Below are 11,564 nucleotides of genomic sequence, written 5' to 3'. Positions count from 1 at the left end.
TTGGCCGGCTGGCATGACAGGACTGTCTTCGCGGGGCCATTGTCGGACAATGCCGGTACGACGGATTGAGTATGCATGAAATGGTATGTATCATGTCCGCATACCGTCAGGCGGAGATTCCACCCATGGAAGCGACCGTGGCCGAACGCGGCCAGATCACGCTGCCCAAGCCCGTCCGGGACGCCCTCGGGCTGACCAAGGGCACCCTGCTGAAGGTGGAGCTGGACGGCAGCCGCATCATCCTGCGCAAGAGCGTGGATGACGCCATTTCCCGCGCCCGCGGCAAGTTCGCGCTGGACGGCTTCGAATCGTCCACCGAGGCGGTGGAGCGCCTGCGCGACGAAGGCGGGGCATGATCGCCGTCGACTCCCCGGTCCTGATCGAGCTGCTCAGCGACGGCCCCCGCGCCGACGCGGTCGAGGCCTGCCTGCGCCAGGCGCTGGTGGGCGGCCGCGTGGTCGTGTGCGGCACCACCCTGGCCGAGCTGTGCGCCGCCCTCCGGGGCGGCGCCGAGGTCCAGGAGGCGCTGGAGGAGATGGGCATCCACTTCAGCGCGCTGGAGGCCAAGTCCGCGCTGCGCGCCGGCGAGATGCACCGCCGCCACCGCCAGCGCGGCGGCCGCCACCGCGGCATCGGCGCCTTCCTGGTCGGCGCCCACGCGCTGCTGCAGTGCGACGGCCTGGTCACCTGGAACGACGCCTTCTACCGCGATTACTTCAAGGGGCTGCGGCTGATCGTGCCGCAGGCCTGATTCACCACCGCTTTCCGTTACCACTCCGGAGTTGTCCATGTTGGAAGCCTATCGCCACCACGTCGCCGAGCGCGCCGCCCTCGGCATCCCGCCGCTGCCGCTGAGCGCGCAGCAGACGGCCGAGGTCATCGAGCTGCTGAAGAACCCGCCGGCGGGCGAGGAGCAGTTCCTGGTCGACCTGCTCACCCACCGCGTGCCGGCCGGCGTCGACGACGCGGCCAAGGTCAAGGCCTCCTACCTGGCGGCGCTGGCCTTCGGCAGCGAGAAGAACCCGCTGATCTCGCGCGAGCGCGCCACCGAGCTGCTGGGCACCATGCTCGGCGGCTACAACGTCTCGCCGCTGATCGAGCTGCTGGACGACACCGTCGTCGGCACCATTGCCGCCGAGGGCCTCAAGAAGACCCTGCTGGTGTTCGACCAGTTCCACGACGTGGAGGAGAAGGCCAAGGCCGGCAATGCCAACGCCAAGGCCGTGCTGCAGAGCTGGGCGGACGCGGAGTGGTTCACCAGCCGCCCGGAAGTGCCGGAGAGCCTGACCATCACCGTGTTCAAGGTGCCGGGCGAGACCAACACCGACGACCTGTCGCCGGCCCCGGACGCCACCACCCGCCCGGACATCCCGATGCACGCCCTGGCGATGCTGAAGAACAAGCGTCCGGACGCGCCGTTCCAGCCGGAAGAGGACGGCAAGCGCGGCCCGATCGGCGAGATCCTCAAGCTCAAGGAGAAGGGCCACCTGGTCGCCTACGTCGGCGACGTGGTCGGCACCGGCTCCTCGCGCAAGTCGGCCACCAACTCGGTGCTGTGGTGGACCGGCGACGACATCCCGTACATCCCGAACAAGCGCGCCGGCGGCGTGTGCCTGGGCGGCAAGATCGCCCCGATCTTCTACAACACCATGGAAGACGCCGGCGCCCTGCCGATCGAGCTGGACGTGTCGAAGATGGACCACGGCGACGTGGTCGAGCTGCGCCCGTACGAGGGCAAGGCGCTGAAGAACGGCGAGGTGATCGCCGAGTTCAAGGTCAAGAGCGAGGTGCTGTTCGACGAGGTGCGTGCCGGCGGCCGCATCCCGCTGATCATCGGCCGCGGCCTGACCGCCAAGGCCCGCGAGTCGCTGGGCCTGGCCCCGTCGACCCTGTTCCGCCTGCCGCAGCAGCCGGCCGACAGCGGCAAGGGCTACACCTTGGCGCAGAAGATGGTCGGCCGCGCCTGTGGCCTGCCGGAAGGCAAGGGCGTGCGCCCGGGCACCTACTGCGAGCCGAAGATGACCTCGGTCGGCTCCCAGGACACCACCGGCCCGATGACCCGCGACGAGCTGAAGGACCTGGCCTGCCTGGGCTTCTCGGCCGACCTGGTGATGCAGTCGTTCTGCCACACCGCGGCCTACCCGAAGCCGGTGGACGTCAAGACCCACCACACCCTGCCGGAGTTCATCTCCACCCGCGGCGGCGTGTCCCTGCGCCCGGGCGACGGCGTGATCCACAGCTGGCTCAACCGCATGCTGCTGCCGGACACCGTCGGCACCGGCGGCGACTCCCACACCCGCTTCCCGGTGGGCATCTCGTTCCCGGCCGGTTCGGGCCTGGTCGCCTTCGCCGCGGCCACCGGCGTGATGCCGCTGGACATGCCGGAGTCGGTGCTGGTCCGCTTCAAGGGCCAGATGCAACCGGGCGTCACCCTGCGTGACCTGGTCAACGCCATCCCGCTGTACGCGATCAAGCAGGGCCTGCTGACCGTGGCCAAGGCCGGCAAGAAGAACATCTTCTCCGGCCGCATCCTCGAGATCGAAGGCCTGCCGCAGCTGAAGGTGGAGCAGGCGTTCGAGCTGTCCGACGCCTCGGCCGAGCGCTCGGCCGCCGCCTGCACCGTGCGCCTGGACAAGGAGCCGATCATCGAATACCTCAACAGCAACATCGTGCTGCTGAAGAACATGATCGCCGAGGGCTACCAGGACGCCCGCACCCTGGCCCGCCGCATCCGCAAGATGGAGGAGTGGCTGGCCGACCCGCAGCTGCTGGAGCCGGATGCCGACGCCGAGTACGCGGCGGTGATCGAGATCGACCTCAACGAGATCGTCGAGCCGATCGTGGCCTGCCCGAACGACCCGGACGACGTGAAGACCCTGTCCGAGGTCGCCGGCACCAAGATCGACGAGGTGTTCATCGGCTCGTGCATGACCAACATCGGCCACTTCCGCGCCGCGGCCAAGCTGCTGGAAGGCAAGCGCGACATCCCGACCCGCCTGTGGGTCGCGCCGCCGACCAAGATGGACGCCTCCGAGCTGACCAAGGAAGGCCACTACGGCACCTTCGGCGTGGCCGGCGCGCGCATGGAAATGCCGGGCTGCTCGCTGTGCATGGGCAACCAGGCGCAGGTGCGCGAGGGCGCCACGGTGTTCTCCACCTCGACCCGCAACTTCCCCAACCGCCTGGGCCGCAACACCAACGTGTTCCTGGGCTCGGCGGAGCTGGCGGCGATCTGCTCGCGCCTGGGCCGCATCCCGACCCGCGAGGAGTACCTGGCCGACATCGGCGTGATCAACGAGAAGGGCGCCGAGATCTACCGCTACATGAACTTCGACCAGATCGAGGAGTACCGGAAGACGGCCGAGACCGTGGCCGCCTGATCCATCCGGCAGCCGCAACCGCGAACGCCCGGCCCCGTGCCGGGCGTTCGCTTTTTGCGGGTCCGCGCGAGCCGGCCCGCGGATCCGCGGCGGCGAGCCCGATCCGCACCGGAAGGGGCGGGACGCGTCAGCCCGGCGGCGTGGCTGGATCCCCCCGCAGGCGGATGTCCACCAGGCGCCAGCGCAGGCCCTGGCGCTGCAGCTCCCAGACGCTGGTGGTGCCAGGCGCGTGGCGCACGGTGACCGTTGCCCGCGAAAGTGACTCGTAGCGCAGGCGTGCGTCGTGCAGCGGCCGCGCCGGCTCCACCGACCAGGCTTCGCCGGGACCGCGGTCGCGGCCGCCCAGCCGCTGCCACAACACATGGCCCTGCAGCAGCGCGGCCGCGCCTTCGGGCGTGGCGGCCAGCTCGATGCCTGCACCAGCCAGGCTGCCGGCGGCGGCCACGGCCAGCGCGCCCAGCGGATGCGAAGCCAGCCCGGCGCCAGCCGCGCGCGCCAGCCGGTCCTGGACCTGGGCGCGCAGGTTGGCCTGCAGTTGCGGGAAGTCGACGTGGCGGGCGAGGGCGACGGTGTCGCGCCGTTCCAGCGCATCGGCGATGCCGCGCACGGCCAGCCAGGGCCCGGCGGCGATCCACGCCGCCAGCAGGAGCAGGGCGGCCACGGCCGTTGCCGGCAGCAGGGCCCGGCGACGCCGGCGGTGGCTGGAGGCGGGCATGCGTCAGAACTCCAGGTCCAGCGCCGCGCAGAGGTAGTCCATGAACGGACCCAGCGCGGCCAGGTCCTTCTCCAGGGTCGCGCGCAGGCGCGGGCCGGTCATGGTGGCGTCCTCCAGCGGGCGCCAGAACACCCAGTTGCGGTGGCGCAGGTCGTCGATGAACTCGAACTCCGCGGGGAAGCCGCGCGGCGTGCGCACCAGCATCTCCGAGTGGTCGAGGTCGAAGCGGCGGCGGAAGGCAGGATCGTGCGCGGCGCGGCGCCAGGCGCCGGGGTTGTCGAAGATGAACTGGCGGACCCTGCGCTGGGTATCCGGCTCGGGGTGCCAAAGGCCGGCGCCGACGAAACTCTCGCCGGGCTGCAGGTGGATGTAGAACGACGGCGCCGCCACTTCGCGCCGGCGCTCGTGGAACAGGCGCGCGCCCTGCCAGGTCTTGTATGGCGACTTGTCGCTGGAAAAGCGCGCGTCGCGGTGGATGCGGAACAGCGAGCCGCCCACCGGGCGCGGGTCGGCGTGGAAGTGCGGGCTGATCGCGGCCAGTGCCGGCTGCAGGTCGGCGACCAGGCGCAGGAACGGCTGGCGCACGTGCTCCTCGTAGTCGGCGCGGTGCGCCTGGAACCAGGCTTTCTCGTTGTGTCGCGCCAGGCCGCGCAGGAAGCGCAGGCTGGCCTCGCTGAAGTAGCTGCTCATAATCCGTCCTGCAGTGCGCGGCCCCAGGCTTCCAGCTGGTCCAGCAGCACCAGGCGCTGGCCGTCGCCGGCATGGGCCGCGCGCAGCGTGGCGATCTCGGCGTAGAACGTGTCGAAGGTGTACTCGGACAGGCCGCTGTCGGCCTGCAGGCGCAGGCGCCGGTAATCGTCCCAGCGGCTGCGCTCGTCCGCGCCGAGGGTTTCCGGCCAGTTGCGGGCGCGGTAGCGGAACAGCAGCTCCGGCAGGCGCGGATCGCGGAAATCGAAGGCGCGGCGGCCCAGCTCGGTCGGGGCGGTGGCGCGCACCTGGGTGCACAGGCGGCGGTCGCCGTCGCCGCAGAAGCCCGAGTACAGCGAGCCGTCCACGTCCTCCTGGCCGGCCTCGCGGGTGCCGGCATAGACCTGGCGGGCCTTCTCGGCTAGCTCCGGGCCGTGCGCGCGCAGGCGCGCGGCGCGGGCCAATACCTGGTCAGGGTCGATGCCCAGGCGCTGGAAGTCCGGCGCGCGCAGGTGCGCCCACGGCACCAGCATCGGCGAGCGGTTGAGGTGGACTTCCTTCAGCGGCACCCGCGCCACGCCCGGCGGCAGGTCGGCCACCGGCGTGTACAGGCGGTCGGCGATCTCCTCCGGGCCTTGCTCCAGCAGCGCGTCCACGTCGCCGTCCAGGTCGAACACGATCACCCGGTTGTTGATGTGCGGGTGCACGGCCAGCGGCAGCACCACCGCCGCGCACAGGCGCGCGGCCGGGTAGCGCTGGGACACGTGCAGCACCGGCTGCATGGCGAAGGTATCCAGCAGGCTGGCGGCATGGCGCTTGTCGCGCAGGCGCAGGGCGTAGTCCCACAGGCGCGGCTGCGCGCGGCGCAGCAGCCGGGCCATGCCGATGGTGGCGAACACGTCCGACAGCGCCTCGTGGGCATCGCCCTCGCGCACGTCGTTGGCCTCCGCCAGGTGTTCGAGCCGGAACGAGGTGGCGCCGTCCTCGCGCTTCGGCCAGGCGATGCCGTCCGGGCGCAGGGCGTGGGCCAGGCGCAGCACGTCCAGCAGGTCCCAGCGCGAATTGCCGCCGCGCCACTCGCGCTCGTACGGGTCGAAGAAGTTGCGGAACAGGGTGTGGCGCACGAACTCGTCGTCGAAGCGCAGCGAGTTGTAGCCCAGGGTGCAGGTGCCCGGGCGCGCCATCTCCTCGACGATGCGCGCGGCCGCCTCGGCCTCGCTGATGCCTTCGCGCGCGGCCTGTTGCGGGGTGATGCCGGTGATCAGGGTGGCCGTCGGCGAGGGCAGCAGGTCGTCGGCCGGCCTGACGAACAGGCTGATCGGCTCTTCCACGACCTGCAGCTCGCGGTCGGTGCGCACGGCGGCGAACTGGGCGATGCGGCTGCGGCGCGGGTCGGCGCCGAAGGTCTCCAGGTCGTAGAACAGGAAGCTGTCGGTCATGGTGCCGGTATTGGACGCGGCGCGGCGCCATGCCGCAAGCCCGCGACGCCGTCGCGGCGCGTGCGGCGCCGGCTCAACGCGCGCCTTCCAGCTCGGGCAGCTCGGCGTGGATGCGCCGCGCCAGCGCGTCCCAGTCGATGCCGGACAGGTCGCTGCGCCCGGCGGTGGCTTCCACCAGGATGCGCCGCTGCAGCTGGCTGCGCGCGTGCGCCAGCGCGTACGGGACGCGCATGAAGGTGACCATGGTGTAGTGCGGGACGAAGCGGGTGGGATGGCGCGCCTGCAGGGCCTGCTCCAGCTCGCGCTGCAGCAGGAAGTCCGGGTCGTCCACCCGGTCGCGCATCTCGATGTAGTTCTCCAGGGCCATGGCCTGGATCGCCGCGGCGTTGGGCTTGCGCTCGGCCTCGAACGCGGCGAACGCGTCCTCCAGGGGGGCGTGCCGGTCCATCGCCTCGGCCAGGGCCACGCAGTCCTCGAACGCGCAATTCATGCCCTGGCCGTGGAACGGCACCATGGCGTGCGCGGCGTCGCCCAGCACCACCGCGCGCCCGCCCATGTGCCAGGTGTCCAGGTACAGGGTGCCGAGCAGGCCCGGCGGGTGGTTCTCCCAGTCGCGCTCCAGGTCCGGGATCAGCGGCAGGGCATCGGGGAAGTCGCGCTGGAACAGGGCGCGTACCTCGGCGCCGCTGCGCACGCTGGCGAAGCACGGGTCGCCGCTGCCGGGCGCGGCGTGGTTGGGCAGGAACAGGGTGACGGTGAAGGTGCGCTCGTCGTTGGGCAGGGCGATGCACATGTAGCGGCCGCGCGGCCAGATGTGCAGGGCGTGCGGCTCGATCATGAAGCCGCCATCCGGCGCCGGCGGGATGGTCAGCTCCTTGTAGGAGTGGTCCAGGAACTCGGTGCGCTCGCCGATCCCGGCGCGGCGGACCATCTCCGCGCGCAGCGCCGAGCCAGCGCCGTCGGCACCGATCAGTACCTGGAAGCGGATGTCGTGCGGCTGGTCGTCGCGGTCGTCGATCAGGCGCGCGTAGCCGGCGTCGAAATCCACCGTGTGCAGGCGGCGGTGGAAGTGGATGCTGGCCCCGGCGCGCTCGGCCGCCTGCAGCAGGGTCATGTTGAGGTCGGCGCGGTGCACCGACCAGATCACCTCCGAGTCGTCGCGGCCGTAGCGCTGCAGCATGGTGCTGCCGTCCAGCGCGTGCACCATGCGCCCGCGCATCATCACCGCCTGGCGCATCACCGCTTCCTCGACCCCGGCCACGCGCAGGGCGTGGCGGCCGCGCTCGGCCAGGGCCAGGTTGATCGAGCGGCCGGATTCGTAGCCCTTGATCCGCGGGTCGCCGCGGCGCTCGTAGATGGTGACCTTCCAGCCGCGCTGCGAGAGCAGGATCGCCAGCAGGCAGCCGGCCAGGCCGGCGCCGATCAGGGTCAGGGAGCGGGGATCGTTGCTGTCCAAGCGGGGGGATTCCTGTGCATCCGCGCGCGGCGTGGGCGGCGCCGACGCGGCGCGCGGGGTGGGGGGGCGGGGCCGCGCGGTCAGGCGGAACGCCAGCGTTCCACTTCCTCGACCAGCGCCAGCACTTCGGCGTAGCGGTTGTACAGCGGTACCGGGGCGATGCGGATCACGTCCGGCTCGCGCCAGTCGCCGAGGAAGCCGCGCTCGCGCAGGTGCTCGAACAATGCCCGGCCGCGCTCGCGGCCGCCGGCCACGCGCAGCGACAGCTGGCAGCCGCGGCGCTGCGGATCGGCGGGAGTGACCACCTGCAGGGTATCGGCCAGGCGTTCGTGGATCAGCCGCTCGAGCAGGCCGGTGAGGCGCTCGGACTTGGTGCGCAGCGCGGCCATGCCGCCGGCGCGCTCGAACTGCTCCAGCGAGGCGCGCAGCGGCGCCATCGCCAGCACCGGCGGGTTGGAAAGTTGCCAGCCCTCCGCGCCCGCGGCCGGCACGAACTCCGGCGCCATGCGGAAGCGGGTGGAGGCCTCGTGGCCCCACCAGCCGGCCATGCGCGGCAGCCCGGCGTTGCCGTGGCGCTGGTGGACGAAGCAGCCAGCCACCGCGCCGGGGCCGGCATTGACGTACTTGTAGTGGCACCACACCGCGAAGTCGGCGCCGGCGTCGTGCAGCGCCAGCGGCAGGTTGCCGACGGCGTGGGCCAGGTCGAAGCCGGCCCGGGCGCCCTGGGCGTGCGCCAGCGCCGCGATCCGCGCCAGGTCGAAGGCCTGGCCGGTGCGGTACTGGATGCCGGGCCACAGCACCAGGGCCAGGCGCGGGCCATGCGCGGCGATGGCCCGGGCGATGGCTTCGTCCGACAGCGTGCCGTCGGGTTGGTCGGCCTCGACCTCGACCAGGCACTGCGCCGGGTCCAGCCCGTGCAGCCGGATCTGCGATTCCACCGCGTGGCGGTCGGAGGGGAAGGCGCCGGCTTCCATCAGCACGACGCTGCGCCGGGCGTCGGGGCAGTAGAAACTGGCCAGCATCAGGTGCAGGTTCACCGTCAGCGTGTTCATCGCCACCACTTCCTCCGGCAGCGCGCCGACCAGGCGCGCCAGCGGATCGCGGACCAGGCGGTGGTAGTCCATCCACGCGGTGTCGCCGTTGAAGTGGCCTTCCACCGCCTCGGCGGCCCACTTGTCCAGCACCTCCAGCACGTGCGCGCGCGCCGCGCGCGGCTGCAGGCCCAGCGAGTTGCCGACGAAGTAGTGCTGCTCGCCGCCGCCGTGGGGCGGGATCAGGAACTCGTCGCGGAAGCCGCGCAGCGGGTCGGCGGCGTCCAGTTCGCGCACCTGCGCGGCGATGTCGCTCATCGGGCCTCCTCCACGGCCGGGCGCGGCGCGGCGGCGCGCGGCGGATGCACGTGGCCGCACTGGCCGCAGGTGCGCCTGTCGAGCGAGCCGTAGAAACGCTCGAACACCGGGGGGAAGTCGCGCTCGATGTCCTGCAGCTGGAAGAACTCCTCGTACAGCTTGTGGTTGCAGCGCTCGCAGTACCACAGCAGGCCGTCGCGCTCGTGCGCCAGGCGCTTGCGCTCCACCACCAGGCCGACACCGCCGGCCATGCGCTGCGGCGAATGCGGCACCCGCGGCGGCAGCATGAACACCTCGCCGGCGCGGATCGGGATCTCGCGCAGCGAGCCGGGGCCACCCTCGCGGTTTTCCTGCACCCGCAGCACCATCTCGCCTTCCAGCTGGAAGAACCACTCCGGGCCCTCGTCCCAGTGGAAGTCGGTGCGCGCGTTCGGGCCGCCGACCACCATCACGATGAAGTCGCCGTCGTGGATGCACTTGTTGCCCACGGGGGGCTTGAGCAGGTGGCGGTGTTCCTCGATCCAGGCCTGCAGGTTGATCGGGGCGGAGAACATGGCGGCTCCTGCTGGGAAAGGGGTCAGCGCAGTTCGTGGTCCTGGCGGATCCGGGCCAGGGCGGCCTCGTACTTCGGCTCCAGGTCCTCGATCCGGTCCACGTCCATGCCCAGGTGGTGGACGCGGCCGTCGCGCAGGCTGTAGACCCAGCCGTGCACGGTCAGTTCCTGGCCACGGTCCCAGGCGTCGCGGATCACGTGGGTCTTGCACACGTTGACCACCTGCTCGAGCACGTTGAGCTCGCACAGGCGCGCGTGCTGCAGCTCGGTGTCGCCGGCCTGGTGCAGGCAGTCGGCGTGGTGCTCGGCCACGTCGGTCACGTGGCGGATCCAGTTGTCGACCAGGCCCAGGCGCTGGCGGGTCAGCGCGGCGTACACGCCGCCGCAACCGTAGTGGCCGACGACGAGGATGTGCTTGACCTTCAGCACGTCCACCGAGAACTGGATCACCGACAGGCAGTTGAGGTCGGTGTGCACGACCACGTTGGCGACGTTGCGGTGGACGAAGACCTCGCCCGGGGCCATGTCGATGATCTGGTTGGCCGGCACGCGCGAGTCCGAGCAGCCGATCCACAGGTATTCGGGGGCCTGCTGCTTGGACAGGCGGGTGAAGAACTCCGGGTCCTCGGCGCGGACGCGCTCGGACCAGGCGTGGTTGCGGAGGATCAGGTCGTGGAGGTCTTCACTCATCGCCGCATTATCTACGAGCCGGGCGCGCGCGACACGTTCACCCCCGGCGCCGCGCCAGGCGTTCAGCCATCAGCGCGGCAACCCGTGCCGCATCCTCGCCGGGCAGGGCGCGCAGGCCGTCGATCGCGCCCTGCACATTCGCTGGCGGATGGTTCTGGTTGAGCTTGAACTTCAGCTCGATCCGCTGCGCGCGGAAGCGGAAGCCGACGATGCCGCGCAGCTGCGATCGCTGGCGCGGATCGGCGTGGTCGTAGGCCCAGTCGCCGCCAACCTCGCGCTCGAAGCGTTCGCCCAGCCGCGCGACCAGGCCGGCGAGCGCGGCTTCGTCGGTGAACGGCTCCAGCGTGCCGTACAGGTGCGCGGCGGCGTAGTTCCAGGTCGGCACCCGCGCCGCTTCCGCCTTGTCCGGATACCAGCCGGGGGAGATGTAGTGGTGCGGGCCGTGCACGATGGCGAGCGCCTGGCCGCCATGTCCCGCCTGGGGATTGGGGCCCGCCCAGTGGCCCTCCAGTTCCACGGCCTCGCCTTCGCGGCGGTAAAGCACCGGCAGGTGCGAGGCGAACGGCAACCCGTCGCCGCCGGTGGTGACCAGGGTGACGAACGGATCGCGCGCCAGCAGGCCGTCGAGCCCCGCCAGGTCGGTTTCGGCGAAGGCGCGCGGCGCGTACATGGCTCAGGCCCGCTTGCCCAGGCTCAGCGTCATCAGGGGGATCAGGGCGGCGTCGTCCGCGGCCCGCGGCGGGGCGACCTCGTCCAGCGAGAAGCCGCGCTCCAGCGCGTCCTCCTCGTCCAGGCCGCCGAACTCGACGAAGCCGGCGTCCAGCAGCATCGAGCGGGCGGTGTCCTCGCTGTCGTAGGCGTGCACGGTGCCGGCGTGGTCCAGGACCTCGGCGGTGCCGGCCTCGCGCTCGCGCAGGCGGGCCCAGTGCAGGGTGCGGCCGAGGGTGGCCAGCCACCAGGTGTCGTGTGTCATGGGCTTGCCTCCGAGACCAGCCAGAGCAGGGCGGCCATGGCCAGCCCCGCGAAAACGGTGATGAGCGCGACCCGGGCCGGGGTGGCCAGGCCGCTGAGGGAACGGTCGCCGACGGCGCGGTAACGCCCGCTGAGCAGCCAGGCCAGCGCCGCCGGCGCCAGGAACGCGCCGGCGCCGAAGTCGGCCGCGGTGCCGGCGTGGCGATCGCGGATGTGGACCAGGGTCAGCGGCCAGAAGATCACGAAGGCCGTTGCCCCGGCGATGGCCACGCCCACGAAGCAGAGGGCAAGGAATAGGAGCATGGGGCGTGATTGGTGGTTCG

At 71.6% G+C, this 11,564-nt stretch carries 13 protein-coding genes; 3 read left to right on the top strand and 10 right to left on the bottom strand.

What is annotated here, in order from left to right:
• Window positions 1–125: 125 nt before the first annotated feature.
• The 3 genes from PSEJ31_RS0112430 to acnB are packed head-to-tail and all read left to right on the top strand — an operon-like array spanning window position 126 to window position 3,380.
• Window positions 126–356: an AbrB/MazE/SpoVT family DNA-binding domain-containing protein gene (locus PSEJ31_RS0112430; protein ID WP_019398793.1), complete on the top strand. Its 231-nt coding sequence runs from the start codon at window positions 126–128 to the stop codon at window positions 354–356.
• Window positions 353–751, top strand: coding sequence for a type II toxin-antitoxin system VapC family toxin (locus PSEJ31_RS0112425; RefSeq protein ID WP_019398794.1), 399 nt, complete (start codon window positions 353–355; stop codon window positions 749–751). Before PSEJ31_RS0112430 ends, PSEJ31_RS0112425 begins: the two co-directional genes overlap by 4 nt.
• Before the next feature lie 37 nt (window positions 752–788).
• Window positions 789–3,380: a bifunctional aconitate hydratase 2/2-methylisocitrate dehydratase gene (gene acnB, locus PSEJ31_RS0112420; RefSeq protein ID WP_028915632.1), complete on the top strand. Its 2,592-nt coding sequence runs from the start codon at window positions 789–791 to the stop codon at window positions 3,378–3,380.
• 127 nt (window positions 3,381–3,507) lie between these two features.
• On the opposite strand, the gene PSEJ31_RS0112415 is transcribed toward acnB, so the two are convergent.
• The 10 genes from PSEJ31_RS0112415 to PSEJ31_RS0112370 all read right to left on the bottom strand — a co-directional run bounded on the left by PSEJ31_RS0112415 (window position 3,508) and on the right by PSEJ31_RS0112370 (window position 11,544).
• Window positions 3,508–4,095: a DUF2939 domain-containing protein gene (locus PSEJ31_RS0112415; RefSeq protein WP_037035131.1), complete on the bottom strand. Its 588-nt coding sequence runs from the start codon at window positions 4,093–4,095 to the stop codon at window positions 3,508–3,510.
• Window positions 4,096–4,098: 3 nt separating this feature from the next.
• Window positions 4,099–4,785 (bottom strand): DUF2461 domain-containing protein, encoded by a 687-nt coding sequence (locus PSEJ31_RS0112410; RefSeq protein ID WP_028915630.1) that lies wholly within the window; start codon window positions 4,783–4,785, stop codon window positions 4,099–4,101.
• Window positions 4,782–6,221, bottom strand: coding sequence for an exodeoxyribonuclease I (sbcB, locus tag PSEJ31_RS0112405; RefSeq protein WP_028915629.1), 1,440 nt, complete (start codon window positions 6,219–6,221; stop codon window positions 4,782–4,784). Before sbcB ends, PSEJ31_RS0112410 begins: the two co-directional genes overlap by 4 nt.
• A 73-nt stretch (window positions 6,222–6,294) precedes the next feature.
• Entirely contained in the window at window positions 6,295–7,677 is a 1,383-nt protein-coding gene (locus PSEJ31_RS0112400) for an NAD(P)/FAD-dependent oxidoreductase (protein ID WP_037035128.1), read from the bottom strand.
• Between the two features lie 80 nt (window positions 7,678–7,757).
• Window positions 7,758–9,026 (bottom strand): kynureninase, encoded by a 1,269-nt coding sequence (gene kynU, locus PSEJ31_RS0112395; RefSeq protein WP_028915627.1) that lies wholly within the window; start codon window positions 9,024–9,026, stop codon window positions 7,758–7,760.
• Window positions 9,023–9,580, bottom strand: a complete 558-nt coding sequence (locus PSEJ31_RS0112390; RefSeq protein WP_019398963.1) for a 3-hydroxyanthranilate 3,4-dioxygenase — start codon at window positions 9,578–9,580, stop codon at window positions 9,023–9,025. The genes kynU and PSEJ31_RS0112390 overlap by 4 nt, the downstream gene beginning before the upstream one ends.
• 23 nt (window positions 9,581–9,603) lie before the next feature.
• Window positions 9,604–10,269 carry a carbonate dehydratase gene (gene can / locus PSEJ31_RS0112385; RefSeq protein WP_028915626.1) on the bottom strand — a complete coding sequence of 222 codons (666 nt, stop codon included), beginning with the start codon at window positions 10,267–10,269 and terminating at the stop codon, window positions 9,604–9,606.
• A 37-nt stretch (window positions 10,270–10,306) separates the two neighbouring features.
• Window positions 10,307–10,939: an FMN-binding negative transcriptional regulator gene (locus PSEJ31_RS0112380; RefSeq protein ID WP_028915625.1), complete on the bottom strand. Its 633-nt coding sequence runs from the start codon at window positions 10,937–10,939 to the stop codon at window positions 10,307–10,309.
• Between the two features lie 3 nt (window positions 10,940–10,942).
• Window positions 10,943–11,242, bottom strand: coding sequence for a hypothetical protein (locus PSEJ31_RS0112375; RefSeq protein WP_019398966.1), 300 nt, complete (start codon window positions 11,240–11,242; stop codon window positions 10,943–10,945).
• A complete protein-coding gene (locus PSEJ31_RS0112370) occupies window positions 11,239–11,544 on the bottom strand; it encodes a hypothetical protein (RefSeq protein ID WP_019398967.1) in 306 nt (101 codons plus the stop codon). Before PSEJ31_RS0112370 ends, PSEJ31_RS0112375 begins: the two co-directional genes overlap by 4 nt.
• Between the last annotated feature and the right edge of the window lie 20 nt (window positions 11,545–11,564).

It is taken from the genome of Pseudoxanthomonas sp. J31 (genome assembly GCF_000510725.1).
GTDB lineage: Bacteria > Pseudomonadota > Gammaproteobacteria > Xanthomonadales > Xanthomonadaceae > Pseudoxanthomonas.
The sequence above is the reverse complement of the archived record's forward strand: the minus strand, read 5'-3'. Positions and strand labels throughout refer to the sequence as shown.

Bases quoted from the DNA above. Each gene is read 5' to 3' on its own strand.
- PSEJ31_RS0112375 (WP_019398966.1), bottom strand. From the start codon at position 11,242: ATGACACACGACACCTGGTGGCTGGCCACCCTCGGCCGCACCCTGCAC.
- PSEJ31_RS0112430 (WP_019398793.1), top strand. From the start codon at position 126: ATGGAAGCGACCGTGGCCGAACGCGGCCAGATCACGCTGCCCAAGCCC.
- PSEJ31_RS0112410 (WP_028915630.1), bottom strand. From the start codon at position 4,785: ATGAGCAGCTACTTCAGCGAGGCCAGCCTGCGCTTCCTGCGCGGCCTG.
- can (WP_028915626.1), bottom strand. From the start codon at position 10,269: ATGAGTGAAGACCTCCACGACCTGATCCTCCGCAACCACGCCTGGTCC.
- PSEJ31_RS0112425 (WP_019398794.1), top strand. From the start codon at position 353: ATGATCGCCGTCGACTCCCCGGTCCTGATCGAGCTGCTCAGCGACGGC.
- PSEJ31_RS0112380 (WP_028915625.1), bottom strand. From the start codon at position 10,939: ATGTACGCGCCGCGCGCCTTCGCCGAAACCGACCTGGCGGGGCTCGAC.
- PSEJ31_RS0112415 (WP_037035131.1), bottom strand. From the start codon at position 4,095: ATGCCCGCCTCCAGCCACCGCCGGCGTCGCCGGGCCCTGCTGCCGGCA.
- PSEJ31_RS0112390 (WP_019398963.1), bottom strand. From the start codon at position 9,580: ATGTTCTCCGCCCCGATCAACCTGCAGGCCTGGATCGAGGAACACCGC.
- acnB (WP_028915632.1), top strand. From the start codon at position 789: ATGTTGGAAGCCTATCGCCACCACGTCGCCGAGCGCGCCGCCCTCGGC.
- PSEJ31_RS0112370 (WP_019398967.1), bottom strand. From the start codon at position 11,544: ATGCTCCTATTCCTTGCCCTCTGCTTCGTGGGCGTGGCCATCGCCGGG.
- sbcB (WP_028915629.1), bottom strand. From the start codon at position 6,221: ATGACCGACAGCTTCCTGTTCTACGACCTGGAGACCTTCGGCGCCGAC.
- kynU (WP_028915627.1), bottom strand. From the start codon at position 9,026: ATGAGCGACATCGCCGCGCAGGTGCGCGAACTGGACGCCGCCGACCCG.